Below are 24,665 nucleotides of genomic sequence, written 5' to 3'. Positions count from 1 at the left end.
TGATCTGTTCCATTTTGTTTAATTCGATGGGATTGCCGTCCGCCCGCAAGGCATTACGTTACACTGTTGCATTATTGTCTTGTGTGTACTGCCTTTCGCCATGAAATATTTTGCTCTGATCTTATCGCTGATTGTGCTTGCCGGCTGTGCCAGCGGCCCCCGTTTCAACACCAGCCACTCTTCGGCCAATTACGACAGCCGCGTGCAATTTGTGGTGGTGCATTACACCAATGCCTCGCTGGAGCGTTCGTTGCAATTGCTGACCCACGGTGAGGTCAGCAGCCATTACCTGATCGGCGACGACAAGGGCGCCACCATCTACAAGCTGATGGATGAAAATGTGCGGGCCTGGCACGCCGGGGAGAGTGAGTGGAATGGCCGCACCTGGCTGAACTCCAGTTCCATCGGTATCGAAATCGTCAACCCGGGCTTCGAGGACACCCCGACCGGACGCGTGTGGTATCCCTACACCGAAGACCAGGTCCAGTCGCTGATCGTGTTGCTCAAGGACATTAGCAAACGTCACGGCATAAAACCTCGCGAGATCATTGGCCATAGTGATATTGCACCCTTGCGCAAGCTGGACCCGGGGCCGCTGTTCCCCTGGAAGCGTCTGGCCGCCGAAGGCTTGGGCATCTGGCCGAATGAACAGTCGGTGGCGCGCCAGCAAATGTTGTTCGCCGAGCAGTTGCCGAGCATCAGTTGGTTTCAGGCGCAGTTGGCCCGCCTGGGTTATGCCTCGCCACAGACCGGCGAGCTCGATGTCGCGACACGACATGTGATAGCGGCATTTCAGATGCATTTCCGTCCGGCGCGTTTCGATGGCACTCCGGATGCGCAAACCGCCGCGCTACTGTGGGTGTTGAACCAGACAAAATAATGACGCCCGCCCGACGGTCAGGGCTTTTTTCCAATCAGCAGCTATAACTCATTGGTAATACATCGGATATTGCACAATGACTGCTGCTCGAGAGACCTTCCGTAGTTGGTTCCATCGCCCCTGGTTCCTGGGGCTGATGTCTACTGTCTTGAGCGCAACATTATTGATGGCCGGCAGCCTGTTCGTCGCCATACACCAGGTCGAGCAAAGCGAAAGCGAAGAAATGAATGCTCAGGGCGAACGCTTCCTCGCCCGTCTCGAACAGCTCTTCGGGCAACTGCGTGAAAGCCTTGATGACCTTGAAGCGCAACCGTTGCGCGGCTGCGATGCTGAAATGATCGCGACCTTGCAACAGGTTACGTTCAATTATCGCTTCGTCTACGAAGCCGCCTACATGGACTCTTCACGAATCTGCTCCAATCGCCCTCGTCAGGAAGGGCTGTCGCTGAGTCGATCGCCAGACATCAAAGGCCCGACTTACAGCTATTGGCTCAATACCACCACTGAACCCGATGAAAACCGTGCCGCGCTGATGCTCGGGCGCGGGAATTTCCGGGTGGCGACCTCTCGCGGGCATTTGACCGATATGGTCGACCTGTCGCCGGGCAGCAGCCTGCTGGTGGTCCTGGACCATGGCGCGCGCGCGATTCCGGTGCTGGGCGCTTCTCAGGTCTGGCCGCCGGCCGAGGCCTGGCCACCGAAAAACCGTGATGCGCTGCAGATCACCCAGGCACGCCTGATATACCGGATGCCCACCGACAACCCGGAATATCAATTGGTGTTGATCAGCCCGCGCACCGGCATGCATATCCCGGCAGTCTGGTGGTGGCTACTACCGGCCAGCCTTGCGCTGGGCATATGCGTTGGGTTCCTGGTGTTTTTGCTGGTGCGCCAACGGCAGTCGCTGGACGCCGAACTGGCCGGCGCGATTCGCCGTGGCGAGTTGCAGGTGCTGTACCAACCGATCTTCGACCTCGATAGCCGCAACTGTGTCGGGGCAGAAGCACTGCTGCGCTGGCGCAGGCCGGACGGTACCCTGACCAGTCCCGACCTGTTCATTCCGATGGCGGAGAACACCGGGCAGATTCGCCAGATGACGGACTTCGTCTTGCAGCGCCTGCTCGAGCAACTCGGCCAGTTGCTGCGTGCGAACCCGCAGCTGTACATCTCGGTCAATCTCGCGGCGTGTGATGTGATGGTTCCGCGGATTGGCCAGGTGATGGCGCGGCTGCTGACCCTGCATCGCGTCGCTGCGCGGCAAATTGCCTTTGAAGTCACCGAGCGCGGGCTGGTCGATGTGGTGGTGGCCCGGGAAAACCTGCAAGCGCTACGGGATGTCGGGCATCAGGTGTTGATCGATGATTTTGGCACCGGCTATTGCAGCCTCGCCTATTTGCAAACCCTGCCGGTCGATTGCCTGAAAATCGACAAGGCGTTCATTGATGCGCTGGGCCATGACGCCGCCAGCAGCGGCGTGGCCCCGCATATCATTCACATGGCCCAGTCGCTGCACCTGAAGGTGATTGCCGAGGGCATCGAACATGAGGCCCAGGCCGCGTTCCTGTGCAGTGAAGGTGTGAAGTTCGGCCAGGGCTGGCTGTTCGCCCGCGCGTTGAGCGCAGTGCAGTTCACTGAATTGATTACCCGGGGACGGCGTCGAGCCGGCCGGCGCCTGGATGACGAGGCGTGAGGGTGACCTAAACGGTCAGCGTCATGTAGAACTGAGTACCTTGCCCCGGCCGTGAATAGACACCCATCCGTCCGCCATGCAATTGCACGATTTCCTTGCACAAGGCCAGGCCGAGCCCGGCCCCGCCCTTCTTGCGTCCAACCTGCACGAAGGGCTCGAAGATCCGCCCCTGCTGACCGTAGGCAATACCTTCGCCGTTGTCCTCGACACTGATGATGACCCGGTCACCGTGACGCCGGGCCTGCAAGCGTATCCGCCCGCCGGAGCCGGTGTGACGCAAGGCGTTGTCGAGCAAATTGTCGAGTACCCGCTCCAGTTGTGGCTGGTCGGCCTGCAACCGCGGCAAAGGCCCCTGCACTTCCACGAGCAGATTGATTTCCTTCTCTTCGGCCGATGTGGCAAAACGTGACCGAGCCTGTTCCAGCAACGCCTCGATGGAACACGGCGTCAGGGTGAGTTTCTGCAAACCGTTCTGGTAACGGGAGAAATTCAGCAGGTCATTGATCAACTGCATCAGCCGCTGCATCTCTTCGTTAACGGTATCGAGCAGGTCGGCTTCCCGGGAATCCGGGGCAAAGTGAGCGCGCTCACGGAACAATCCGAAGGCCATGTGCATGCCGGTGACCGGTGTGCGCAATTCATGGGAGGCTCGCAATACGAATTCGCTGCGTACCCGTTCGAACGCTCGTTGCTCCGTGACGTCATGCAGCACCATCACGGCACCCAGAATATGGCCCTGGGTATGGCTGACCGGGGTCAGGCTATAGGTCAGCAGTCTCGACTCACCATCGACTTCGACACTCAAGTCTTCCGGCGCCCGCTCCAACGTGCCGCCGCGCAGCACCAGTTGCAGCTGCTCATCGAGCTCGGGGCGCTCCAGCGCCGTACCCAGCCCCTGACCCAGACGATCGGACTCCCAGCCCAACTGACGCTGGGCTACAGGGTTAAGGTGTTCCAGATGGCCCTGACGGTCGATCATCAGCAGTCCGTCGTCGATGCTGTCGAGCACGGCCTGCAAGCGCTGCTGACCGGCTAGCAGCTCATCTACGTTGGTGGCCTGATGTTCACGCAGCGCCTGGGCCATGATCCCGAAACGCCGGGTCAGCTGGTTCAGTTCCACCGCCGAAGAAATCGGCAGGGTGACATCGAAATTGCCTTGGCCGATATTGTCCGCCGCCTTGGCCAAGGCCTCGATGGGCTCCCCGAAACGCCGGGCGATGGCTTGTGCGGTCACGAAGCCGATGATCAGCACCGCCAGCCCCACCAGGCCAAGCAACCCGGCAAACAGCAGCGCCTGCTCCCGGGCCTGGCGCTCGGTATCGCTGATGTTATCAAGCGCGCGCTTGTGCTCGGCGATCAGGCCATTGCGTAGCGCATTGAATTTTTCCGTCAGGTTGTCGTGGCTGCTGAGCACCTTCGACGGGTCCGGGGACGCTTCATAAGCCTGGATAAAACGCTCGTAGTCGGCCTTGGCTTTTCTGAAACCGTGCTCGCTTGCGGTTTCCTCCGGTTCCTGGGCGATGCCTTCCTCCAGCAGTTCGAAGTAACGCTGCTTCGAGGCGGCGAAAGCGGCGGAGTCAGGCTTCTCGCTGAGCATGATGATCAGTTGATCACCCAGGGTCTGACGCAGCTTGAGCCCCAGGTCCAGGGTGATGAAGTTACTGCGGATCAGTGCTTCCTGGCTGCCGGCCATCTGCATCACGCTGACCAGCCCGAGCAAGAGCCCGAGCAACGCGACGGTGATCAGTGCGGAGATGCTCAGGAAAAGCCGGGTCCGCAATTTCATCGCCAGTTTCATCGGCGATTGCTCACAAGTTGTACTGCTTGCGTTTGCGGTACAGCGTCGAGGCGTCGATGCCCAGGGTTTTCGCCGCTTGATCCAGGGTGTCGGCGGTGGCGAGGACCGCGCCGATGTGGGCCTTCTCCAGCTCATCCAGGCTCAGTGCCGCGCCGATGCGCGGCGCATTGTTGACCGGGGTTTCAGCCATGCCCAGATGACTGATCTCGACCCGCTCCTGCGGACAGATGATGCTCGCCCGTTCGATCACGTTGCGCAGTTCACGGATGTTGCCCGGCCAGCGATAGCCCAGCAGTGCTTCCCGGGCCTCGTCGCTGAAGACGCGCGCGGGACGGGCGTACTCCTTGACGAAGCGTGCCAGGAAACGGTCGGCCAGGTTGAGAATATCTTCGCGGCGTTCGCGTAGCGGTGGCAGGTGCAAGGTAATGACATTCAGGCGATAGAGCAGGTCTTCACGGAAACGACCGTCGCGCACCATGTCCTCAAGGTTGAGGTTGGTGGCCGCAAGGATGCGCACATCGGCACGGCGGGTCACCGGATCACCGACGCGCTCATATTCCTTGTCCTGAATAAAGCGCAGCAACTTCGGCTGCAATGTCAGGGGAAAGTCGCCGATCTCGTCGAGAAACAGCGTTCCGCCGTCAGCTTGGTTGACTCGGCCCAAGGTGCTTTCGCTGGCGCCGGTGAAGGCGCCGCGGCTGTGGCCGAAGAGTTCGCTTTCCATGAGCTCGGCGGTCAGCGACGGGCAGTTGATCGTGACGCAGGATTTCTTCGCGCGTTTGCTCCAGCCGTGAATGGCTTGGGACAGTTCGCCCTTGCCGGTACCGGATTCACCCAGAATCAGGATATTGGCATCGGTCGTGGCAACCTGGCGGGCGGTTTCGAGTACCACTTTCATGGCCGGGCTGTGGGAGTCCAGACCATCCATGGGCTTGCGTACCTCGCCTTCCAGGGCTTCCAGTCGCGCCGACAATTGCCGCACTTCCAGTTGCTTGGCGGTTGCCAGCCGCAATTGATCGGGGCTGCACGGTTTGACCAGATAGTCGGCGGCGCCAGCCTGAATCGCATCCACCGCCGTGTCGACGGCAGAGTGCGCAGTGACGATCACCACCCGCATCCAGGGCGCCTGGATACGCATCTGGGCCAGCACATCGAGGCCGTTGTCTTCACCCAGGCGCAAGTCGAGGAAGCACAGGTCGAAGACCTGCCGTTGCAACAGGGCTTCTGCCTGCGCGGCGCTGGTGGCGGTGGCCACGCTGTAGCCTTCGTCTTCGAGGCAATAACGGAAAGTACGCAGGATGGCGGATTCGTCATCCACCAGCAGAATGCGGCCTTGATGCTCAGTGGCGGACTCCATTTTCCTACGCTCCTTAATGAATGATCGTTATTTAGTCTCGGAGAAATCGGGCAAGTTGCATGATTGATTCTGAGCCATTCCTGTCATGGCAGGGTAGCTTTCATCCCATGTATCGCTTAGCCGGCTAATTTCGTGGGTCTTAAATGGATGCCCGGTTTCCTGCAAAGGCCAGCGTGTATTTCTGACATCCTCGCCCTTCTCTCAATTCAAAAAATTTACGTCTTCCTTCAAACCAATCGTGCAATACGCACGACTGAACAAGAGGCATCGTGCAGGATGCGTGCGAAGTGAATTTTTTTATGCTCATAAAGCATTGATATAAAAAGAAATTATTCAAAATAAAAGCTGGCATGCAGGCTGCAATTGTCTGGTTAACCAGGGCATTCAAAAACAAACGCCCGCAATCGAATACCGACCCCAGTGGTAGGAGCTCCAGGATGAACCGTCAACGTGCCGCCCACCTGCACCTCTCGCCTGTGTCTATCCAGCAAGGGTTGTTTGCCGTTCTGGCACTGTTGATCACCCTGATCGGCGGCCAGCAGTTTCTGCGCTGGGAGCAGAGCCAGCAGCCGGAAGCGCCACGCTTGTCGATTCCGCATCCGACCCAAACCCATTTCAGCGCTGTCAGCAGCGGTCAGGCCGATAGCCCCCCGATGCGCATGATGGATGTCGACCAGGCCGGGCCTGTGGGTGAGATACGTCATCAAGAGCGTTGGGTGTTCTAGGCAAAACTTCCGCCGCACCCCATGCGCCGGGAAACGCAGCACCTTTAAACAGAAGCGTAAGGAGAATCACCATGTTGAGCTGGGCAATCACATTCCTGATCATCGCCATCATCGCTGCTGTACTGGGCTTCGGTGGTATCGCGGGCACCGCCACGGGTATCGCCAAGATTTTGTTTGTCGTGTTCCTGGTGATGTTCATTGTCTCCTTCTTCTTGGGCCGTCGCGGTCGAGGCTGATATGAGAGGGTTGTTCAAGACTTGGCAGCCGCCCAGCTGTTGGGCGGTAGTGCCATGGCATGCGGGCTGGCGTTTCCCCGATATGCCTGACCTGCCCATGCAGGCTTGTTGACCGGACAGAATTTGTACACGAAGGAGGCCACAGCGCCTCTTTCCACCTGCGCCACCTGAGGAAGGCCGGCGCATGACCAAGGGGTCGGGACGTTCTGCCTGTTTCAGGGGCGGAGTGACCTACGGGTACAGGGAGTACCTGCGCAAGGGCCGGGTCAGGAAAAGCTGCTGCGCAAGTTCGTCGGACCGCCAAGGCTCGACGGACTTGCCAAGGGCTTGATCAAGCAACACATTGAAATAGAGCGCTCGTCTCGATTTCATCAGTGTTATCCCGTCCTTGTCCGTGTTACGTCGGAAAATACTTTTCCCGGTGTTTCATCTGCGACCGTATATCGAGAAAAATCACCTTTCTTTGGCCGCGATTTTTCCCTTCGTCCTGCGCGATTTTGCTGAAAAATCAACGCTCGGCCACTGCTCGAAAAATACTCAATCTGCTCTGTGATGGCCGGTTCACGGCACTTATGCCTGCCGAAATGTCGTATTCGAACCGGTTGGGACGCGCGTTTCGGTAAAAAAACCTCATGCCGATTCGGCATGGGGTAGGCGTTTACGGCATTAGACGGCGCTTCCTTGCATCGGAATAGTTGCGCCTTTTTTCGCCTGCCAGAGAGCCGTAAACACGCGTTCCGGGGCACCTTATACGGGGGGCAGATGCACTGGACTTTTTCGCCACAAGCGTTCCAGTTCGCGCATCTCCCTGAGTCAAACAACAAGTAAGGGTAAAGATATGAAGAAGGCAAAGCTTAGCCTCGCCTGGCAGATCCTCATCGGTCTGGTATTGGGGATTGCAATCGGTGCGCTGCTCAACCATTTCAGTGCCGAAAAAGCCTGGTGGATCAGCAACGTCCTGCAACCGGCAGGCGATATCTTTATCCGTCTGATCAAGATGATCGTGATCCCGATCGTCATTTCCTCTTTGATCGTCGGCATTGCCGGCGTCGGTGACGCCAAGAAGCTGGGGCGCATCGGCTTCAAGACCATCATCTACTTCGAAATCGTCACCACCATCGCCATCGTGGTCGGCCTGCTGCTGGCCAACCTGTTCCATCCGGGTGCCGGCATCGACATGAGCACCCTGGGCACTGTGGACATTTCCAAGTACCAGGCCACGGCGGCCGAGGTTCAGCATGAACATGCGTTCATCGAAACCATCCTCAACCTGATCCCGTCGAACATCTTCGCGGCCATGGTTCGCGGCGAAATGCTGCCGATCATCTTCTTCTCTGTTTTGTTCGGTCTCGGTTTGTCGAGCCTGCAGGCGGACCTGCGCGAGCCGCTGGTGAAGATGTTCCAGGGCGTATCGGAAAGCATGTTCAAGGTCACTCACATGATCATGAACTACGCCCCGATCGGCGTGTTCGCACTGATCGCGGTGACCGTTGCCAACTTCGGCTTCGCGTCGCTGATACCGCTGGCCAAGCTGGTGATCCTGGTTTACGTCGCCATCGCCTTCTTCGCTTTCGTAATCCTGGGTCTGATCGCTCGCCTGTTCGGCTTCTCGGTGATCAAGCTGATGCGCATCTTCAAGGATGAACTGGTACTGGCCTACTCCACCGCCAGCTCCGAAACCGTGCTGCCGCGCGTGATCGAGAAGATGGAAGCCTACGGCGCGCCGAAAGCCATTTGCAGTTTCGTGGTGCCGACCGGTTACTCGTTCAACCTCGACGGTTCGACCCTGTACCAAAGCATCGCGGCGATCTTCATTGCCCAGCTGTATGGCATCGACCTGTCGATCAGCCAGCAACTGCTGCTGGTACTGACGTTGATGGTCACCTCCAAAGGCATCGCCGGCGTACCGGGTGTGTCCTTCGTGGTACTGCTGGCCACCCTGGGCAGCGTCGGTATTCCTCTGGAAGGCCTGGCGTTCATCGCTGGTGTCGACCGCGTCATGGACATGGCTCGTACCGCACTGAACGTGATCGGCAACGCTCTGGCCGTTCTGGTTATCGCTCGTTGGGAAGGCATGTACGACGACGCCAAGGGCCAGCGCTACTGGAACTCCCTGCCGCACTGGCGCAGCAAGGAAAAACTGCCGGCGGGTGAAACCTCCAGCAATTGATGCAAAACCTGTGGGAGCGAGCTTGCTCGCGATGGCGGCAGGGCACCGGGCTTATCCAGAATGCCCGCATCATCATTGACGTCCATCGCGAGCAAGCTCGCTCCTACAACAAACCCCGGAGAAATCCGGGGTTTGTCGTTTCTGGCTACCCCGCTATCATTCGCGGATCTTTTGGGGGGATTTGACTGATGCTCAATGGCCTGTGGCTTGGCTTCTTCATCGTGGCAGCTGTATCGGCGCTGGCCCAGTGGCTGATCGGTGGCAACGCCGGGATATTCGCGGCGATGGTGGAAAGCATTTTTGCCATGGCCAAGCTGTCGGTCGAAGTCATGGTGCTGCTGTTCGGCACCCTCACCCTCTGGCTGGGTTTTCTGCGCATCGCCGAGAAAGCCGGGATCGTCGAATGGCTGGCAAGGGCCCTGGGGCCACTGTTTTTGCGCCTGATGCCTGAAGTCCCGCCGGGTCATCCAGCCATCGGCCTGATCACCCTTAACTTCGCGGCCAACGGCTTGGGCCTGGACAACGCCGCCACGCCGATCGGCCTCAAGGCCATGAAGGCACTGCAGGAACTCAATCCCAGCGCTACCGTCGCCAGCAATGCACAGATCCTGTTCCTGGTGCTCAACGCCTCCTCGCTGACCCTGCTGCCGGTGACCATCTTCATGTATCGCGCCCAGCAAGGTGCGCCGGACCCGACGCTGGTGTTCCTGCCGATCCTGCTGGCGACCAGTTGCTCGACCATTGTCGGCTTCCTGTCGGTGGCGTTCATGCAGCGCCTGCGCGTCTGGGACCCCGTTGTGCTGGCCTACCTGATCCCCGGCGCCCTAGCCCTCGGTGGCTTCATGGCGTTGCTGGCGACCCTTTCGGCGACCGCTCTGGCCGGCCTGTCATCGATCCTCGGCAACCTGACGCTGTTTGGCCTGATCATGCTGTTTTTAGTGATCGGCGCGCTGCGCCAAGTGAAGGTCTACGAGGCCTTCGTTGAAGGTGCCAAAGAGGGTTTCGATGTCGCCAAGAACTTGCTGCCCTACCTGGTGGCGATGCTCTGCGCGGTGGGTGTCCTGCGGGCATCCGGGGCACTGGACTTCGGTCTGGACGGGATCCGGCATCTGGTGGAATGGGCCGGTTGGGACACGCGTTTCGTCGATGCGCTGCCGACGGCGATGGTCAAACCCTTCTCGGGAAGCGCCGCCCGGGCGATGCTGATTGAAACCATGAAGACCTCGGGCGTGGACAGCTTCCCGGCGCTGGTGGCAGCAACAATCCAGGGCAGTACCGAAACGACGTTCTATGTGCTGGCGGTGTACTTCGGTGCCGTGGGCATCCAGCGCGCACGCCATGCGGTTGGCTGCGCATTGCTGGCGGAGCTTGCCGGGGTGCTGGGGGCTATCGGGGTTTGCTACTGGTTCTTTGGTTGATCGGCCCCGCCAGCCAACACTTTCAGCGCGGCCTTGCGCTCGCCCGTCGGCAAGGCGCCGAGCTTTTCCACGGCGGTGTAAAATCTGAGCCAGTCGCCACCCTCCTGATGGAACAGCGCGGCAAAAGCCGGCACCCATTGGTCGTACAAACCAAACGGCAATAACCGGGCGTTGTTCATGGGGGCATGAATCCACGCGTCGTAGCGTTTGTCTGCGGCCCACTGACTGTCACGCAACTGCCGGTATTCGCTGCGCAAGCGTTCGAACTCGGCCGCCTTGCGCTGGCGCATCTGTTCGGTTGGCAACGGCAAGGTGTAGAGCTTTTCCAGTCGGGTGCGGGTCTTGAGTACCAGCTCAGTGAACTGGTCGCGCTGACGTGCCTGCGCATTGTTATCCGGTGGCATGTGGCGGTAGGCGCGCCATTGGCGAGTACCTTCCTGCTCGACGAAGGTGGCGAAGGATTCGTTGAACTCCGTGTCGTCCTTCACATAGAAACGCTGATGGGCGAGCTCGTGAAAGATCAGCGTGGCCAGTCGCTCATCCCCCCAGCCCATCATCGAACTGATGATCGGGTCGTTGAACCAGCCAAGTGTCGAATAGGCCTCGACGCCGCCAATCGACACGTCCATGCCTTGCAAGCGTTGCAAGGCCGCTTCGCCGCGGGCTGCGCTCTGGCTGTAGTAACCGCGATAAGCAACACAACCGGCGATGGGGAAGCAGTGGTTTACGGGCTTGAGGGAAAATTCCGGTGTGGCGAAGACATTCCAGACGACGAAGGGGCGCCCAATGTCCGCGTACAGGCGGTAGCTCTGGTTGTCCGGCAGGTGCAATTGCTGGCTGGCGAAGGTTCGGGCCTTTTGCGATTGCTCCAGGTGTGTACGCAGTTTTTGATCGCGCGCCGGGTCGGCAATCACGCTGGAAACAGGCTCCCTCGCCCGCAGCAACTGCAGTTGGCCGCTGGCCAGTTGGCTGTAATAGCTGGTGCTGGTGCAACCGTTGAGCAACAAAAACAGCAGGCTCGGAAACAAAACGCGAAAAACGCGATCAAGTAACCCAAGGCTAGGAAGCGGCCTGATCACAATAATTCTTCCTTGGAGAGTCTTTCCACAAGACTATCCCGCCAGACTGGAGCTCCGCTATGCGCATGTTGATACTGTCAGGAGGCCTGCTGATGCTGGCCGGCTGTGCTGGTTTCGGAATACCCCGCCATGATCCTGCGCAAGCCTGGATCGACCTTGATTCGAAGCAGGAAGATACGGCGCTGCAGGCGCTGGAGGTCGATGACAAAATCACTGACGATAAACGCTATTTCCAGGTTCATCCCGGTAGCCATGAGTTGACGGTCCGCTACCAATTCGCAGTCCAGCCCACCAATATCGGCCCGGACGCCGAGCCGTTGTGGCGCGATTGTCAGTTGAGCGTGAAATTCAGCGACTTCAACGCGGGTGAGCGTTATCAACTGCAGGCGGGGAACATCGGTTTTCGGCCTTGGGCGAAACTCTACGATCAACAGCGCAAAGTGATTGGCCAAGGCACACCGGCAGGCTGTCAACACACCTGATCGGCGTTATGCTGGATGCATATCCCTTGGGACATCCATCATGCGCAGGTTGATGCTGTTACTCGCCGTCGGTGTTGTCGCGGGCTGCCAAAGCCCGATGCCGACACCCAATCCACAGATGGCCTGGGTCGAATTCTCGACGCCCTTCCCTAACGACAAGTTGTTGATGGCCGAACGACTGGATAAACAACGCCTGCGCGACGGGCGTTTTTTCGAGGTCACGCCGGGAAGCCATGAACTGATCGTGCGTTTCGACTTTGAAGTACCTGGTGGCGGATTGGGGATGATGGGCGGCCCCTCGGAACGGCTGTGCTACCTGACCATCAATTACGATCATTTCGAAGCCGGTCAGCGTTATGTGCTCGAAGGCCGTTCCATCGCCTTTACCCCCGGTGCCCGGCTGTACAATGCCAAGCGCGAAATCGTTGCTGAAGACCGGGAATCCTACTGCCTGATGTGAGCGGTCAGCGGTCGTTTTTCTGGTAGATGATTTTCTTGGTGCCGTTTTCGCACGAACCCACAACCATGTTCTGGTCATGGACCTCGTCGTTGGTGACGATTTCAAGCGTGTAGGAAGATACGCCGCTGGCCTGGATCTTGGCTTCGATCTCGGCCTTGAGCTCTTCGCAGGGTTTCGGTGCCGCCAAGGCCGAAGTGGCCAGTGCGCAACAGATAACCGCCAAGGCAAAACGTTTCATGGTTGAAGCTCCTTTGAGGCAGCACGCACAATCGTGGTTTTCGCTGCTGTCATTTATTCGACCACAGTTTTAGCGGGCGAGTCTGTCGCGACGCAAAAAAGATCGCAGCCTTGAGCACCTTTTGCCAAATAATCCCGGCAGGTTGCGCAAGGCTGCGATCTTTTCGTTTCAATTAAAATCTAGCCGACCAATGTTGCCTCCAGGCTGATCTTCGCATTCAACACTTTGGATACCGGGCAACCCTCTTTGGCCTTGTTGCTGAGTTCTTCGAACTGCGCCTGCGTCGCCCCGGGGATTTTCGCTTTCAGAATCAATTTCACTGCGGTGATCGCAAAACCGCCGTCCACTTGATCCAGAGTGACTTCTGCCTGGGTGTCGATGCTATCGGCCTTCAGGCCGGCATCACCGAGAATCATGGAAAACGCCATGGAGAAACAGCCGGCGTGGGCCGCGCCGATCAACTCTTCCGGGTTGGTGCCCCGGCCGCCCTCGAAGCGCGCCTTGAAGCCATAGGGAGCTTCCCGGAGCACGCCGGTTTCTGTGGAAATCGAGCCGATGCCGGTTTTCAGATCACCTTCCCAATGGGCCGATGCTTTCTTAACGATAGCCATGCCTGTCTCCTCAAGATTGGCGCGAAACGTCGCGCCTTCGTGGTTTTCACTTGCCAGGGTTGTGAGGATAGACAGTGGCGCAAAGTTCATCTCGCCCGATCAGTCTGCTTTTTTCGCGGGATTTTTTACTGGGCTATTGAAACTCGGGTATATGCCCACATTGCATGAATACGCTTTTGGATTCGGCAGGTTTGCGTTCGCAAGAACAAACCTGCGCCCTCAATTGGAGAAGCAGGTTTATGAAACGACTGTCCGATATCAAGTTCTCGACCCTCGATCTGGTGCCCGTGCGCGAGAACGGCAGCGCGGCCCAATCGCTGCGCAACTCGCTGGACCTGGCGCAGCATGTCGAGAAGTTCGGTTACAACCGCTTCTGGGTGGCTGAGCACCACAACATGGATGGCATCGCCAGCTCCGCGACTTCGGTGCTACTTGGGTACCTGGCCGGTGGCACGTCGACCATTCGAGTCGGTTCGGGCGGGGTAATGTTGCCCAACCACGCACCGTTGGTGATCGCCGAACAGTTCGGCACCCTGGAAAGCCTTTATCCGGGCCGGATCGATCTGGGCCTGGGGCGTGCCCCCGGTTCCGACCAGATGACCGCACGTGCGCTGCGCCGCGAACGCTCCGGCAGCGCCGACGACTTCCCGGAAGACGTGGCGGAACTGGTGCGCTACCTTGGGCCACGTACCCCGGACCAACGCATCATCGCCATGCCGGGGACCGGGACCAATGTGCCGGTCTGGTTGTTGGGATCGAGCCTGTTCAGTGCGCAACTGGCCGGTGAGCGCGGTTTGCCCTACGCCTTCGCATCGCATTTCGCACCGCGCTACATGCATGAAGCGATTCGGGTCTACCGAAATCACTTCAAGCCGTCAGCCGTTTTGGACAAGCCCTACGTGATGCTCGGCGTACCATTGGTGGCAGCCGATACCGACGAGCAGGCCGATTTCCTGGCGACCTCGGTGTTTCAGCGGATTCTCGCCCTGATGCGTGGCCAAAGCCTGGTACAGCGTCCACCGGTGAAGACCATGGACGGCCTGTGGCTGCCCCATGAGAAAGATGCCGTGCACGACTTCCTTGGCCTGGCGATGATCGGCAGCCCGCAGAAAATCCGCGCCAAACTCGAGGTCCTGATCGAACAGACCCAGGCTGACGAGCTGATTTTCACCTGTGACCTGTACGAACATTCGGATCGCGTGCATTCCTACGAGTTGCTGGCGCAGGTCATGCGAGGCTGATACTCAAACGGCAGGCGTAAAAAAGCCGACACCGTGGTGTCGGCTTTTTTTCAGGCGGAATTCTGCCTACTTTTTATAGACGATCACTTTGGCACCCGCTTCGCATTTGCCAACAACTTTCCCGCCGGCAGCGGCACCTTTGTCGACAATCTCCAGCGAGTAACCGGAAACGCCCTTGGCATCAAGTTTCGCTGCGATTTCGGCTTTCAGTTCTTCGCATGGCTTGCCGCCCGCCAACGCGCTCCCCGCAAGGCTCAACAAACCTACTGCCAACATAAACTTCTTCATCGGTTGCATTCCCTGGTCGGATCATAGGGGTAACCAGCCGTCAGCCGGACGCACTCATGTAGTGCTTTGCCATTCCCTATGGCATTCGACCGGCGTGCAAGTTCAGAAGACTAGCCCAAAGTCAGCTGCTGGCAATCCGGAACCCGACTTTCAAGGTCACTTGAAAGTGCGCAGCCTTGCCGTCCCTTATGTGCCCACGGGTCTCGGTCACTTCAAACCATTCCATGTACTTGATGCTTTTGCTGGCTTCGGCCAGCGCGTTGTTGATCGCATCTTCGATACTGCTGGTGGACGAGCCGATCAGCTCGATTTTCTTGTAGGTGTGATGGTCAGACATGGCGTTCTCCTCGGCGTGTGAATTACAGACTAGCAGTGATTTTTCCTATTTCTTCTGTTGGTCGTTCTGAGGGTGAAGTTCAGATTTTCTGCACTTTCTCGAACCCATGAAGTCCCAACCAACACACGCCACTCATCACCAATGCAGGAGAGCCACCATGGCCAACAACTCGTTACGCAAAGCCTCATTGCAAAGCATGGAAGCCGAGATCGAGAGTCTGCTCAAGTCTTTGGAAAGCCTGAAAGACGACGCCTCGGACGAGTCGCGTAAAACCCTCAAGACCTTGAAAAGCAACGCCGAGAATGCCTTGAAGCACTCGCGCCATTTGCTTGGCGATGCCTATGAAGAGGTCAAGGTCAAAACCCGTGAAACCGGGATTGCCACCCGGGACTACGCCCAGGAACATCCTTGGACAACAGCTGGTGTCGCCGTGGGTGCATTAGGCTTGCTGGCCGCTTATCTGTTGTGCAAGCGTGATTAATCCGCGCGACGCAGCTCGTTCTTGAGCCACTGCGCCAGTTGCCGGGCGCGCCCGTCCGCGGCGCGCTTGGGTAGCCACAACGCCAGTTGCGCCGGGGTTTCACTGAAGCCCCAAGGCGCAACCAGGCGGCCGGCCTTCAAGTCCTCCGTCACCAAGGGTTCGGGGGCAATCGCCACGCCCAGACCTGCGACGGCGGCTTCCAGCAAGTAATACAAATGTTCAAATCCCTGACCGTACTTCAGCGCCCTGGCGTCGAGCCCGCGTGGTTGCGCCCAGTTCGGCCAGGCTTGCGGGCGTGACGTGGTGTGCAGCAAGGGTTCGTTCAGCAGTGCAGTTTCCGGCGCCTTCTTGAGCCGTTCATAGCCGGCGAACCGCGGGCTCATGACCGGGCCGATACGTTCGCTGGCCAGCTCAAAAACCTGCATGTCCGCCGGCCAGGGTGGCTCGGCAAATACCAGCAAGGCATCCAGCCCCGGTCTTCGCGGATCCAGATCGCCTTCTCCGGCCGACAGGTGCAAGCGCAAGTCCGGCAGGTCGGCATTGAGTCTCCCCAGTCTTGGGATGAACCAGCGCGCCAGCAGACTTCCAGAGCAACCGAGCACGAATGGCGCATCGGCGGAGCTTTGTGTGAGTTCGGCGCAAACGCTGCGCAGGCGCTCGAAGGCTTCGCTGCTGGCGTCACGCAGGCGCAACCCGGCATCTGTGAGTTTCAGGCCGCGACCGTCCTTGATGAACAGGCTTACGCCGAGGTGTTCTTCAAGTAACTTGAGTTGCCGACTGACTGCGCCGTGGGTGACGTGCAGCTGTTCGGCCGCCTGACTGACGCTGTTCAAGCGGGCAGTGGCTTCGAAGGCGCGAAGCGCGTTCAGCGGAGGAAGGTCATGGCTCATTTGATCTGTGAGTTTTCCTGACAGGTTGTGGCGATCTTATCGGTTTTCAGGCCGAGGCGTCAGGGGTAGAGTGAAGCCCACTATCTCTTTATGCATCACTTCATGCATTCAACTGGAGCGCCCCATGACCCAGACTAATCTGCGCAACGGCCCTGATGCCAACGGCCTGTTTGGCGCGTTCGGCGGCCGCTACGTTGCCGAAACCCTGATGCCGTTGATCCTCGACCTGGCCCGCGAATATGAGTTGGCCAAGGAAGATCCTGCATTCAAGGAAGAACTGGCCTACTTCCAGCGCGACTACGTCGGACGTCCAAGCCCGCTGTACTTCGCCGAGCGTCTGACCGAGTTCTGCGGCGGCGCGAAGATCTACCTCAAGCGTGAAGAGCTGAACCACACCGGCGCGCACAAGATCAACAACTGCATCGGCCAGATCCTGCTGGCGCGGCGCATGGGCAAGAAGCGCATCATCGCCGAGACCGGCGCCGGCATGCACGGTGTGGCCACGGCCACTGTTGCTGCGCGTTTCGGTCTGGATTGCGTGATCTACATGGGCACCACTGACATCGAGCGTCAGCAGGCCAACGTGTTCCGCATGAAGCTGCTGGGTGCCGAAGTGATTCCGGTGGTAGCTGGTACCGGCACGCTGAAAGATGCGATGAACGAAGCCCTGCGTGACTGGGTGACCAACGTCGACAGCACTTTCTACCTGATCGGTACCGTGGCTGGTCCGCACCCTTACCCGGCGATGGTTCGCGATTTCCAGGCCGTAATCGGCAAGGAGACCCGCGAGCAGCTGCAAGCCCAGGAAGGTCGCCTGCCGGACAGCCTGGTGGCGTGCATCGGCGGTGGTTCCAACGCCATGGGCCTGTTCCACCCGTTCCTCGACGACAAGAGTGTCGAGATCATCGGCGTTGAAGCCGCCGGCTACGGCATCGAGACCGGCAAGCATGCGGCCAGCCTCAATGGCGGCGTTCCAGGCGTCCTGCACGGCAATCGTACGTTCCTTCTGCAGGACGACGATGGCCAGATCATCGATGCCCACTCGATCTCCGCCGGCCTGGACTACCCGGGCATCGGCCCGGAACACGCCTGGTTGCATGACATCGGCCGCGTTCAGTACACCTCGGTGACCGACGACGAAGCCCTCGCTGCGTTCCACCAGTGCTGCCGCCTGGAAGGGATCATCCCTGCCCTGGAAAGCGCCCATGCCCTGGCTGAAGTATTCAAGCGCGCCCCGACCTTGCCAAAGGATCACCTGATGGTGGTCAACCTGTCCGGCCGTGGCGACAAAGACATGCAGACCGTGATGCACCACATGGAACAATCAAAGCAGGAGAAACACTGATGAGCCGCCTGCAAACGCGTTTTGCCGAACTCAAGGAACAAAACCGTGCCGCCCTGGTGACCTTCGTGACCGCCGGCGACCCGGGCTATGACACGTCCCTGGCTATCCTCAAGGGCTTGCCGGCGGCTGGCGCCGATGTGATCGAGCTGGGCATGCCCTTCACCGATCCGATGGCTGACGGCCCGGCAATCCAGCTCGCCAACATCCGTGCGTTGGGTGCCAAGCAGAATCTCGCGAAAACCCTGCAAATGGTTCGCGAGTTCCGCCAGGACAACAACGAAACACCGCTGGTGCTGATGGGGTACTTCAACCCGATCCACATGTACGGCGTACCGCGCTTCATCGCCGAAGCCAAGGAAGCCGGCGTTGACGGCCTGATCGTGGTCGACCTGCCGCCAGAGCATAATGGCGAACTGTGCGACCCGGCGCAGGCCGCGGGCCTGGACTTCATTCGCCTGACCACGCCAACCACCGACGATGTGCGCCTGCCGACCGTTCTCAACGGCAGCTCCGGCTTCGTCTACTACGTATCGGTGGCCGGTGTGACCGGCGCCGGCGCTGCCACGCTGGAACACGTCGAGGAAGCGGTCGCCCGTCTGCGTCGCCATACCGACCTGCCTATCAGCATCGGTTTCGGTATCCGGACTCCGGAACAGGCGGCGTCCATCGCGCGTCTGGCCGACGGTGTTGTAGTGGGCTCGGCGTTGATCGATCACATCGCCAATGCCACCTCCCCGGAACAAGCCGTGGATGGCGTGTTGAGCCTGTGCTCAGCGTTGGCCGAAGGCGTGCGTAAGGCCCGCGTCAGCTGAAGGTAAAGTGCCTGAGACAGTGGAATTAGAGCCGCGCGGCACAGGCTGAACAGCAAAAAGGGCTTCAGGACTGAGTTCTGAAGCCCTTTTTGCTATGTGTGGCTAAACGCTGTAATTCTTGTGGGAGCGAGCTCGTTCCCACAAGTTACGGTATCAAGGTAACTCTATCCCGCCTGATGCCTTGTGCAGTTTGCGCAGGTGTTCACCAATCTGCTTCACGTTGGCCTCGTTGGCGGCCATTTCGGCGGCGCGGCCCGGTTCAAGCAATGCCCTCACTTCCTTGTCCAGATCCCCGGACAGCGCCAGAAGCTGCTTCTGGCGCTGGCTGCTTTCCGATTCCAGATGCTCCCACTCGCTCGGTTGCGGCAGGCCATAACCCTTGGTGCCCAGCAGTTCTGCCGGTCGGCTGAGGAAACCACTGTTGGCCAGAATGTCCTTGAGCGTCTCGTTGGCCTTGTCCATGCCGCCATTCTTTAGTTCTCGGGCGCCAAGATAGCGCTGCTTCACTTCATCCTGGGCCAGCAGCAACTGCTGACGGAAGCTGGCTTGTTCCAATAGCAACAACGCCGCGCTGGTGCGCAAATCGGCCTGCTCGAACCATTGCCGACGCTCTGCCGCTTTCAATTCGAGCCAGTCTTCGACGGTTTCCTGTTTGATCGGCAAGTGCTTTTTCAGGATCTCGAACATCGCCTGATAACGCTCGCGAAAGGAGTCGAAACGATAACCCAGGCGCAAGGCTTCTCGTGGGTCGTCCAGCACACTGGCGTCCGCCAGTCCGCGGCCCTTCAGCACTTCGAGCAAACCGTTGGGCATGATGTTGTCGAGTCCCACCAATTGCGGGTTATTGGTGCCGCCACGCAGTAACTTCAGCTCTTCTACCGCGCAGTTGTTCGACAGGAAGAAGTAGTTGCCGTCGTAGCTCCAGTGCATCTCGGCGGCACGTCCGACCACGTCTTCAATCTCTCTGCGCGACAGGTTCAGGGGCACGGAGGCCAGGCTGCGCAGTTCGGTCTTGGTGTATTCGTCGATGACCTGGGATAGCGGCAGGATAAACAGTCGCGACGGGTATTTACCGACCAGGCCATCCCAGCTCGACAGCTGCACGTCGCCGACGAAGGCGCGGTAAGACAGCACCAGATGCTGGTCCAGATCCAATCGGCAATCCGGTCCGCGTGGTCGGCCTGGCGCGCAGATCACCAGGCGCAACATGCTGTGACCCCAGCGGCTGAACAGGTTCTGGTTGGCCTCGGCCAGCAGATAGTCAACGGCATAGACTCGCTCCGGATCGACCTGGCCCAAAGGTGTCTTGGCGAAGTCGCTGCCGGCATTGAGGAACGCGAAGGTCTTGCTACAGGTGTCTTTGGCGGCAGGCGCCCAGCCGAAATGTTCCTGGTAGTAGCGATACAGCGAGGGACGGCGGCAGGCGTAGCTCGGGTCGAGGAGGAAATACTCCATGTTGACCGCGACGAACTCCTTTGGACTGCTGGTCTCGTAGATGTCCGGGCTGCGGGCAATCTGGCGATTGTGCTGTTCGCGTTCACCGCGACGGCCTACGTATTGCTGCCAGCCGGCGAGGTCGAGCAGACGCGGATCGTCACTGAGGGTAAAACGCCGATCGGACTGGCCCCGGCATTGGTCGGGAATGCCAACCAGCCCTGAGCTGTTGTTGCGCTGGGTGCAGCGCTGAATCAGCTTGCGTTCGGCATCCGGCCACAGGCGCGAGCGATCGTAGATGTGAGTCAGCTCGTGCACCACCGTGGCCAGCATTTCCCGGCGCACGGTGCCATGGGGGCGAAGGGTTTTCTTGGTCGCGGCGCTGCCATCGGTGAGGCTGGCCAGCAGGTTGCGGTTCAGATCGAGTTCGGACACCAGTGACGCCTGACCGTAGGCGTTGCCCGGCATGTCATCCGTCCAGTCGACGTCGATCCGTCGATCGAGTTGCTCGATAAAGCGTGGCGGCAGTGCCTGCATGGCTTCATCGAGCAACGCCTGGCTGGCTTGCTGTTGCGCGGGAGTCAGACCTTCGGTCTTGAGCTGTAATTGAAGGCCAGCGTGGGCCGTGTTGCCGAGCAGCAACATGGCCCCGGCCAGCAGCCAGGCACCTTGACGCTTCACAGTGCGAGGATGGCTTCGGCGAGATCCTGGTCACTGGCGTCACGAGCTTCCGGCACACGGGTACGCAGTAAATCGAAGGCGGATTCCAGGTGAGCGCCACGAATGTCGCCATTGCTGGCAACGAAACTGGCGGCATCGTCCTGGGCTTCGCGCACGATTTTCGAATCGCGAATGGACGTGGTGGTGTCGGAGGTGAAATCGAGGGTGCGCTGGGTAGCACGGATCAGAATATTACTGGTGGCAACCAGAGTATGTGCCTGGGCCACATCGGCCAACAGCAGCAGACCTAAGGTGGCAGCAATCAGCGGGTTACGCATGGAATGACTCCAGAAAAAACAGGGATAACTATTGGACGAGAATTGCTTGTGCCAGTTCAAGGTCGTTGGCATGAAGTTTTGCCTGGGGTCGACGCAGATACCGCAAGGCCGACTCCAATCGTGCGCCTCTCAGTTGGCCGTCACTGGCAATGAATGCCGCGGCGTCATCATGGGCAGCGAGCAGCAGTTTATGGTCGAAGGGGGCGGAGGTCACCAAACTTGTGGCGTAACCGCTGGCGACGATGCCTTGGGTGGACAGGTTGAAGGCGTCATAAGCGTGGGCCGATCCGCAGTAACCAAGGGTAAGAAAGGCTGGAGCGATCAAGAAACTTGAAGGAAAACGCATGAGACTCGACAGTTGAGAGTGAGTCCCAAGGCTAGCGCAAGGCCCGTTCTAGAGCCAGCGCCGAAACATTGGGGCACGTCGGGCGTGCCCCATGCCTTGTGCAGTCGTTTAGATCGTCAGGATCGCCTGCGCCAGTTGTGCGTCGGTTGCGTTCAGCTGTGGCGCCTGGCGGTGAATGTGGTCGATGGCGCTTTCCAGTTTCACTCCGCGAATGGAACCTTCGCTGGCGACGAAACTGGCGGCGTCATCACGGGCCGCGAGGACGATCTTGTCATCCTTGAAGGACGACGATATGACGTCGGAGGTCGCATCGGATGTGGCTTTGAGCGCGTTAACTACAGCGTCGGTGGTCACGATGAAGCTGGTTGCGCTGGCATTGGCTGCCACGGCAAACAGGGCTGCAGCGCTGAGCAGGCGGAGACGGGACATGGGTAACTCCTTTGGGTAAACCAGTTGAAAAATGGCGCAGTGTCTGCAAAGTCAGACGCCAGGCGCTTGGCGCTCGCCACGTTCTGACTTGATATTAGGCCTGAGTGTGTCAGTTCGAACAGCCCGTCATGCAAACAGGCAGTCAGCGCCAGAACGGTTTATCCAGTTCATTGATGCGCTCAGCGTGGCTGATGCCAAGATCCGATAGCTGACGATCATCGAGTTGAGCCAGTAAACGTCGTGTTCTCGCCCTTTCCAGGCTAGCGAAGAATCCTGTCAGCAGATCTCTGACCCAGTGCAGGCAAGGTCTTGATCGAAATGATGGGGTCGAAACATCCTGTAAAGAACTCATGGCGCGTTCCCTGTCCTGATAAGTGGAGGGCTCCATGCTGACACCGGTCGAATCTCCGTTGCAGACACACTGCGACGATATTGTACTCATTCAGTTTGTAGTTTTTGCAAACTGTACTGGTGTTCAGGGTTCCCTACTGTAAAAGCGGATTTGACAGGCCAAAACGACAAAACCCGTCGTGGCTTCCCACGACGGGTTTTGTTTTTTCAATTCGGGTTGCTGGCGGTGGACCTTCAGGTCAGAGCCAGCGACGCTAACTTAGCGCCAGAACGGCTTGCTCAGCTCTTCGTAGCGTTGTGCTTCGCTAATCCCGGCGTCAGCCAGCAGGCGCGAATCCAGACGAGCCAATTGATGGCGGCTGGTGATGCGGCGCTGCCACAGCATCAAGTTGGCGATAACGCGCAGAGGCAGGGAAGCCTGGGTTTTTGCAGCGGTGTCTTCGAAGAACAGTTCGGAACTGAGTGTACGTTCCATGGTTTTCATCCTTCCGCTTATGGCGGGATTAGGTAGTGGCTTAACTGGTGCCCATGATCCTCTCGTTTGCCTAGTCTCTGTAGATACAGTTCACCTGTATTGTGCGAGCTCAGTTAACTGTTTATAGGGGGTGTACTGGTCGAATTTGAGGCAACTGTACCTGTCTGCACTGTTAAGGTGCAAAATTGCTGTTTTGACTCGACGAGGTAGGAATTTTCCTTAGGAAATGACCGGTACAGTAGTACAGTTTTTTCCATAATGTGAAGCAGCAAGAGCAAGCTGACGAAACTGTGTTTGCGTCAGCTGCTATCTGTACCAATTACTTGTTCAGCATTTGCCCGGTTTCTTCCAGGTTGATGTGCCAGCTCAGGGCATCACGCAGTATGTGCGGGGTGTGCCCGCCGATGGCGCACGCGGTGGTGAAGTAATCATTCAGCGCCTGGCGGTAATCCGGGTGCACGCACTTGTCGATGATGACCCGGGCACGCTCCCGAGGCGCCAGGCCTCGCAAGTCCGCCAGGCCCACTTCGGTCACGAGGATGTCGACGTCATGTTCGGTGTGGTCAACATGGCTGACCATCGGCACCACGCTGGAGATCGCACCGCCCTTGGCGATCGACTTGGTCACGAACACGGACAGGTGCGCGTTGCGCGCGAAGTCGCCCGAGCCGCCGATGCCGTTCATCATCCGCGTGCCGCAGACGTGAGTGGAGTTGACGTTGCCATAGATGTCGAACTCCAGTGCCGTGTTGATGCCGATGATGCCAAGGCGACGCACGACTTCAGGGTGGTTGGAGATCTCCTGCGGACGCAGAACCAGTTTGTCCTTGTAGCGCTCCAGATTGCCGAACACGTCGGCATTGCGCCGGCTCGACAGGGTGATCGAACTGCCCGAGGCAAAACTCAGCTTGCCCGCGTCGATCAGGTCGAAGGTCGAGTCCTGCAGCACCTCGGAATACATTGTCAGGTCTTCGAACGGCGAGTCGATCAGGCCACACATCACCGAGTTGGCGATGGTGCCGATACCGGCTTGTAGCGGGCCGAGCTTGTTGGTCATGCGCCCTGCTGCCACTTCCTGTTTGAAGAAGTCGATCAGGTGGTCGGCAATGGCTTGGGTCTCGACGTCCGGCGCCAGCACAGTGGAGGGCGAGTCAGCCTGGTTGGTGACCACGATGGCGACGATTTTTTCCGGTGGAATCGGGATGGCGGTGCTGCCAATGCGATCGTCGACCTTGACCAGCGGAATCGGTGTACGGGTCGGACGGTAGGTCGGAATGTAGATGTCGTGCAGACCTTCGAGATTCGGGTTGTGCGCCATGTTGATTTCGACGATCACGTGCTTGGCGAAAATCGCGAAGCTGGCCGAGTTGCCGACCGAGGTGGTTGGCACGATATGCCCTTGCTCGGTGATCGCCACGGCTTCAATCACGGCAATGTCCGGCAGCTTCAATTGCTGGTTGCGCAATTGCTCCACGGTTTCCGACAAGTGCTGGTCGATGAACATGACTTCGCCGGCATTGATCGCCTTGCGCAGAGTGCTGTCGACCTGAAACGGCATGCGCCGCGACAGCACGCCAGCTTCGGTCAACTGCTTGTCGAGGTCGTTGCCCAGGCTTGCGCCGGTCATCAGGCTGATCTTGAGCGGCGTGACCTTGGCACGCTCGGCCAGCGCCTGGGGAACGGCCTTGGCTTCGCCTGCGCGAGTAAAGCCACTCATGCCGACGGTCATGCCGTCCTCAATCAGAGCGGCAGCGTCGGCAGCGCTCATCACTTTGTCCAACAACGAAGGCAGGCGAATACGGTCACGGTACATGGATTGTTATCTCGGGTAACAGGTAGCAGGACGTGCAGTCTAGTGAATTGCGCTGGCTTCTGTCCCGCTACCAAGGTCGCAATCGAGGCGTCTATTCCGGGCCTTTCAAGCAAAACACCGTTACCGGATCGGTAACAAAAGGATAGTTTGTCCGACGATTTGCGCAAACAAAAACGCCCCGACGAGTCGGGGCGTTCCGTGTGCCGCAGAGGGTTACTCGACGGCTTTGACCATGTCTTCGATGACCTTTTTAGCGTCGCCGAACACCATCATGGTCTTGT

Annotated in this window: 28 protein-coding genes; 12 read left to right on the top strand and 16 right to left on the bottom strand. The window is 58.9% G+C overall.

Translation table 11 applies throughout. The annotated features are described in order from the left end of the window. Positions 1-100: 100 nt before the first annotated feature. Entirely contained in the window at positions 101-880 is a 780-nt protein-coding gene (locus AC1RDQ_RS03850) for an N-acetylmuramoyl-L-alanine amidase (protein WP_057716533.1), read from the top strand. Positions 881-956: 76 nt separating this feature from the next. Beyond that, complete coding sequence (locus tag AC1RDQ_RS03845; RefSeq protein ID WP_057712590.1) at positions 957-2,570, top strand: EAL domain-containing protein; 1,614 nt, start codon at positions 957-959, stop codon at positions 2,568-2,570. Positions 2,571-2,577: 7 nt separating this feature from the next. On the opposite strand, the gene AC1RDQ_RS03840 is transcribed toward AC1RDQ_RS03845, so the two are convergent. Both AC1RDQ_RS03840 and algB read right to left on the bottom strand, forming a co-directional pair. After that, complete coding sequence (locus tag AC1RDQ_RS03840; protein ID WP_090452335.1) at positions 2,578-4,368, bottom strand: KinB sensor domain-containing domain; 1,791 nt, start codon at positions 4,366-4,368, stop codon at positions 2,578-2,580. Between the two features lie 10 nt (positions 4,369-4,378). Next, the gene (gene algB / locus AC1RDQ_RS03835; protein ID WP_057712588.1) at positions 4,379-5,725 is read right to left on the bottom strand and encodes a sigma-54-dependent response regulator transcription factor AlgB; all 1,347 of its coding nucleotides are present in this window, start codon (positions 5,723-5,725) and stop codon (positions 4,379-4,381) included. Between the two features lie 437 nt (positions 5,726-6,162). On the opposite strand from algB, the gene AC1RDQ_RS03830 reads away from it, so the two are divergent. The 4 genes from AC1RDQ_RS03830 to AC1RDQ_RS03815 all read left to right on the top strand — a co-directional run bounded on the left by AC1RDQ_RS03830 (position 6,163) and on the right by AC1RDQ_RS03815 (position 10,274). After that, entirely contained in the window at positions 6,163-6,450 is a 288-nt protein-coding gene (locus tag AC1RDQ_RS03830) for a hypothetical protein (RefSeq protein ID WP_057712587.1), read from the top strand. Positions 6,451-6,521: 71 nt separating this feature from the next. After that, complete coding sequence (locus AC1RDQ_RS03825) at positions 6,522-6,686, top strand: DUF1328 domain-containing protein (RefSeq protein ID WP_090452337.1); 165 nt, start codon at positions 6,522-6,524, stop codon at positions 6,684-6,686. A gap of 838 nt (positions 6,687-7,524) precedes the next feature. Continuing rightward, positions 7,525-8,856 (top strand): glutamate/aspartate:proton symporter GltP, encoded by a 1,332-nt coding sequence (gltP, locus tag AC1RDQ_RS03820; protein ID WP_057712586.1) that lies wholly within the window; start codon positions 7,525-7,527, stop codon positions 8,854-8,856. Between the two features lie 188 nt (positions 8,857-9,044). Further along, entirely contained in the window at positions 9,045-10,274 is a 1,230-nt protein-coding gene (locus AC1RDQ_RS03815; RefSeq protein ID WP_057712585.1) for a nucleoside recognition domain-containing protein, read from the top strand. Here the strand turns inward: AC1RDQ_RS03815 and AC1RDQ_RS03810 are convergent. After that, complete coding sequence (locus AC1RDQ_RS03810; protein WP_150812636.1) at positions 10,256-11,353, bottom strand: aminopeptidase; 1,098 nt, start codon at positions 11,351-11,353, stop codon at positions 10,256-10,258. The two genes, AC1RDQ_RS03815 and AC1RDQ_RS03810, sit on opposite strands and share 19 nt — an antisense overlap. 59 nt (positions 11,354-11,412) lie before the next feature. On the opposite strand from AC1RDQ_RS03810, the gene AC1RDQ_RS03805 reads away from it, so the two are divergent. Continuing rightward, the gene (locus AC1RDQ_RS03805) at positions 11,413-11,835 is read left to right on the top strand and encodes a PA0061/PA0062 family lipoprotein (protein ID WP_090452343.1); all 423 of its coding nucleotides are present in this window, start codon (positions 11,413-11,415) and stop codon (positions 11,833-11,835) included. Between the two features lie 40 nt (positions 11,836-11,875). Then, complete coding sequence (locus tag AC1RDQ_RS03800; RefSeq protein ID WP_057712582.1) at positions 11,876-12,295, top strand: PA0061/PA0062 family lipoprotein; 420 nt, start codon at positions 11,876-11,878, stop codon at positions 12,293-12,295. A gap of 4 nt (positions 12,296-12,299) precedes the next feature. On the opposite strand, the gene AC1RDQ_RS03795 is transcribed toward AC1RDQ_RS03800, so the two are convergent. Beyond that, positions 12,300-12,533: a DUF1161 domain-containing protein gene (locus AC1RDQ_RS03795; RefSeq protein ID WP_057712581.1), complete on the bottom strand. Its 234-nt coding sequence runs from the start codon at positions 12,531-12,533 to the stop codon at positions 12,300-12,302. Positions 12,534-12,712: 179 nt separating this feature from the next. Beyond that, positions 12,713-13,144 carry an OsmC family protein gene (locus tag AC1RDQ_RS03790; RefSeq protein WP_090452349.1) on the bottom strand — a complete coding sequence of 144 codons (432 nt, stop codon included), beginning with the start codon at positions 13,142-13,144 and terminating at the stop codon, positions 12,713-12,715. A 239-nt stretch (positions 13,145-13,383) separates the two neighbouring features. On the opposite strand from AC1RDQ_RS03790, the gene AC1RDQ_RS03785 reads away from it, so the two are divergent. Continuing rightward, complete coding sequence (locus AC1RDQ_RS03785; RefSeq protein ID WP_150812635.1) at positions 13,384-14,385, top strand: LLM class flavin-dependent oxidoreductase; 1,002 nt, start codon at positions 13,384-13,386, stop codon at positions 14,383-14,385. Positions 14,386-14,451: 66 nt separating this feature from the next. On the opposite strand, the gene AC1RDQ_RS03780 is transcribed toward AC1RDQ_RS03785, so the two are convergent. Together AC1RDQ_RS03780 and AC1RDQ_RS03775 are read right to left on the bottom strand one after the other, a co-directional pair. After that, on the bottom strand, positions 14,452-14,673 hold the full coding sequence (locus AC1RDQ_RS03780) for a DUF1161 domain-containing protein (RefSeq protein ID WP_008045869.1): 222 nt from the start codon (positions 14,671-14,673) through the stop codon (positions 14,452-14,454). A 121-nt stretch (positions 14,674-14,794) separates the two neighbouring features. After that, positions 14,795-15,010 (bottom strand): dodecin, encoded by a 216-nt coding sequence (locus AC1RDQ_RS03775; RefSeq protein ID WP_057712579.1) that lies wholly within the window; start codon positions 15,008-15,010, stop codon positions 14,795-14,797. A 157-nt stretch (positions 15,011-15,167) separates the two neighbouring features. On the opposite strand from AC1RDQ_RS03775, the gene AC1RDQ_RS03770 reads away from it, so the two are divergent. Next, entirely contained in the window at positions 15,168-15,491 is a 324-nt protein-coding gene (locus AC1RDQ_RS03770; protein ID WP_150812634.1) for an ElaB/YgaM/YqjD family protein, read from the top strand. Here the strand turns inward: AC1RDQ_RS03770 and AC1RDQ_RS03765 are convergent. Then, positions 15,488-16,381 carry a LysR family transcriptional regulator gene (locus AC1RDQ_RS03765; RefSeq protein WP_492586406.1) on the bottom strand — a complete coding sequence of 298 codons (894 nt, stop codon included), beginning with the start codon at positions 16,379-16,381 and terminating at the stop codon, positions 15,488-15,490. The two genes, AC1RDQ_RS03770 and AC1RDQ_RS03765, sit on opposite strands and share 4 nt — an antisense overlap. A gap of 124 nt (positions 16,382-16,505) precedes the next feature. Between AC1RDQ_RS03765 and trpB the strand changes: the two genes are divergently transcribed. Continuing rightward, positions 16,506-17,726, top strand: a complete 1,221-nt coding sequence (trpB, locus tag AC1RDQ_RS03760) for a tryptophan synthase subunit beta (protein WP_008002146.1) — start codon at positions 16,506-16,508, stop codon at positions 17,724-17,726. After that, positions 17,726-18,538, top strand: a complete 813-nt coding sequence (gene trpA / locus AC1RDQ_RS03755; protein WP_015092933.1) for a tryptophan synthase subunit alpha — start codon at positions 17,726-17,728, stop codon at positions 18,536-18,538. The genes trpB and trpA overlap by 1 nt, the downstream gene beginning before the upstream one ends. A gap of 153 nt (positions 18,539-18,691) precedes the next feature. On the opposite strand, the gene AC1RDQ_RS03750 is transcribed toward trpA, so the two are convergent. The 8 genes from AC1RDQ_RS03750 to AC1RDQ_RS03715 form a co-directional block, all read right to left on the bottom strand. Next, on the bottom strand, positions 18,692-20,653 hold the full coding sequence (locus AC1RDQ_RS03750; protein ID WP_057712575.1) for a DUF7844 domain-containing protein: 1,962 nt from the start codon (positions 20,651-20,653) through the stop codon (positions 18,692-18,694). Further along, positions 20,650-20,970 (bottom strand): DUF2388 domain-containing protein, encoded by a 321-nt coding sequence (locus tag AC1RDQ_RS03745; RefSeq protein ID WP_057712574.1) that lies wholly within the window; start codon positions 20,968-20,970, stop codon positions 20,650-20,652. Before AC1RDQ_RS03745 ends, AC1RDQ_RS03750 begins: the two co-directional genes overlap by 4 nt. 28 nt (positions 20,971-20,998) lie before the next feature. Further along, complete coding sequence (locus AC1RDQ_RS03740; protein ID WP_492586404.1) at positions 20,999-21,316, bottom strand: DUF2388 domain-containing protein; 318 nt, start codon at positions 21,314-21,316, stop codon at positions 20,999-21,001. Between the two features lie 108 nt (positions 21,317-21,424). Next, a complete protein-coding gene (locus AC1RDQ_RS03735; protein WP_057712572.1) occupies positions 21,425-21,745 on the bottom strand; it encodes a DUF2388 domain-containing protein in 321 nt (106 codons plus the stop codon). Positions 21,746-21,887: 142 nt separating this feature from the next. After that, entirely contained in the window at positions 21,888-22,097 is a 210-nt protein-coding gene (locus AC1RDQ_RS03730) for a DUF1127 domain-containing protein (RefSeq protein ID WP_223501719.1), read from the bottom strand. Between the two features lie 258 nt (positions 22,098-22,355). Continuing rightward, positions 22,356-22,571 carry a DUF1127 domain-containing protein gene (locus AC1RDQ_RS03725; RefSeq protein WP_008018491.1) on the bottom strand — a complete coding sequence of 72 codons (216 nt, stop codon included), beginning with the start codon at positions 22,569-22,571 and terminating at the stop codon, positions 22,356-22,358. Positions 22,572-22,890: 319 nt separating this feature from the next. Next, the gene (gene scpC / locus AC1RDQ_RS03720) at positions 22,891-24,384 is read right to left on the bottom strand and encodes a succinyl-CoA:acetate CoA-transferase ScpC (RefSeq protein WP_223501721.1); all 1,494 of its coding nucleotides are present in this window, start codon (positions 24,382-24,384) and stop codon (positions 22,891-22,893) included. A gap of 213 nt (positions 24,385-24,597) precedes the next feature. Beyond that, the coding region (locus AC1RDQ_RS03715) for a hypothetical protein (RefSeq protein ID WP_371047206.1) at positions 24,598-24,665 on the bottom strand (68 nt) is incomplete at its 5' end.

The organism is Pseudomonas sp. GW823-FHT02E01 (assembly GCF_058797535.1).
This window is presented reverse-complemented; position numbering and strand designations above follow the sequence as displayed.

What these genes read in the sequence shown, in the direction of transcription:
- AC1RDQ_RS03850 (WP_057716533.1), top strand. Translation starts at nt 101, where the DNA reads ATGAAATATTTTGCTCTGATCTTATCGCTGATTGTGCTTGCCGGCTGT.
- AC1RDQ_RS03845 (WP_057712590.1), top strand. Translation starts at nt 957, where the DNA reads ATGACTGCTGCTCGAGAGACCTTCCGTAGTTGGTTCCATCGCCCCTGG.
- AC1RDQ_RS03840 (WP_090452335.1), bottom strand. Translation starts at nt 4,368, where the DNA reads ATGAAACTGGCGATGAAATTGCGGACCCGGCTTTTCCTGAGCATCTCC.
- algB (WP_057712588.1), bottom strand. Translation starts at nt 5,725, where the DNA reads ATGGAGTCCGCCACTGAGCATCAAGGCCGCATTCTGCTGGTGGATGAC.
- AC1RDQ_RS03830 (WP_057712587.1), top strand. Translation starts at nt 6,163, where the DNA reads ATGAACCGTCAACGTGCCGCCCACCTGCACCTCTCGCCTGTGTCTATC.
- AC1RDQ_RS03825 (WP_090452337.1), top strand. Translation starts at nt 6,522, where the DNA reads ATGTTGAGCTGGGCAATCACATTCCTGATCATCGCCATCATCGCTGCT.
- gltP (WP_057712586.1), top strand. Translation starts at nt 7,525, where the DNA reads ATGAAGAAGGCAAAGCTTAGCCTCGCCTGGCAGATCCTCATCGGTCTG.
- AC1RDQ_RS03815 (WP_057712585.1), top strand. Translation starts at nt 9,045, where the DNA reads ATGCTCAATGGCCTGTGGCTTGGCTTCTTCATCGTGGCAGCTGTATCG.
- AC1RDQ_RS03805 (WP_090452343.1), top strand. Translation starts at nt 11,413, where the DNA reads ATGCGCATGTTGATACTGTCAGGAGGCCTGCTGATGCTGGCCGGCTGT.
- AC1RDQ_RS03800 (WP_057712582.1), top strand. Translation starts at nt 11,876, where the DNA reads ATGCGCAGGTTGATGCTGTTACTCGCCGTCGGTGTTGTCGCGGGCTGC.
- AC1RDQ_RS03795 (WP_057712581.1), bottom strand. Translation starts at nt 12,533, where the DNA reads ATGAAACGTTTTGCCTTGGCGGTTATCTGTTGCGCACTGGCCACTTCG.
- AC1RDQ_RS03790 (WP_090452349.1), bottom strand. Translation starts at nt 13,144, where the DNA reads ATGGCTATCGTTAAGAAAGCATCGGCCCATTGGGAAGGTGATCTGAAA.
- AC1RDQ_RS03785 (WP_150812635.1), top strand. Translation starts at nt 13,384, where the DNA reads ATGAAACGACTGTCCGATATCAAGTTCTCGACCCTCGATCTGGTGCCC.
- AC1RDQ_RS03780 (WP_008045869.1), bottom strand. Translation starts at nt 14,673, where the DNA reads ATGAAGAAGTTTATGTTGGCAGTAGGTTTGTTGAGCCTTGCGGGGAGC.
- AC1RDQ_RS03775 (WP_057712579.1), bottom strand. Translation starts at nt 15,010, where the DNA reads ATGTCTGACCATCACACCTACAAGAAAATCGAGCTGATCGGCTCGTCC.
- AC1RDQ_RS03770 (WP_150812634.1), top strand. Translation starts at nt 15,168, where the DNA reads ATGGCCAACAACTCGTTACGCAAAGCCTCATTGCAAAGCATGGAAGCC.
- AC1RDQ_RS03765 (WP_492586406.1), bottom strand. Translation starts at nt 16,381, where the DNA reads ATGAGCCATGACCTTCCTCCGCTGAACGCGCTTCGCGCCTTCGAAGCC.
- trpB (WP_008002146.1), top strand. Translation starts at nt 16,506, where the DNA reads ATGACCCAGACTAATCTGCGCAACGGCCCTGATGCCAACGGCCTGTTT.
- trpA (WP_015092933.1), top strand. Translation starts at nt 17,726, where the DNA reads ATGAGCCGCCTGCAAACGCGTTTTGCCGAACTCAAGGAACAAAACCGT.
- AC1RDQ_RS03745 (WP_057712574.1), bottom strand. Translation starts at nt 20,970, where the DNA reads ATGCGTAACCCGCTGATTGCTGCCACCTTAGGTCTGCTGCTGTTGGCC.
- AC1RDQ_RS03740 (WP_492586404.1), bottom strand. Translation starts at nt 21,316, where the DNA reads ATGCGTTTTCCTTCAAGTTTCTTGATCGCTCCAGCCTTTCTTACCCTT.
- AC1RDQ_RS03735 (WP_057712572.1), bottom strand. Translation starts at nt 21,745, where the DNA reads ATGTCCCGTCTCCGCCTGCTCAGCGCTGCAGCCCTGTTTGCCGTGGCA.
- AC1RDQ_RS03730 (WP_223501719.1), bottom strand. Translation starts at nt 22,097, where the DNA reads ATGAGTTCTTTACAGGATGTTTCGACCCCATCATTTCGATCAAGACCT.
- AC1RDQ_RS03725 (WP_008018491.1), bottom strand. Translation starts at nt 22,571, where the DNA reads ATGGAACGTACACTCAGTTCCGAACTGTTCTTCGAAGACACCGCTGCA.
- scpC (WP_223501721.1), bottom strand. Translation starts at nt 24,384, where the DNA reads ATGTACCGTGACCGTATTCGCCTGCCTTCGTTGTTGGACAAAGTGATG.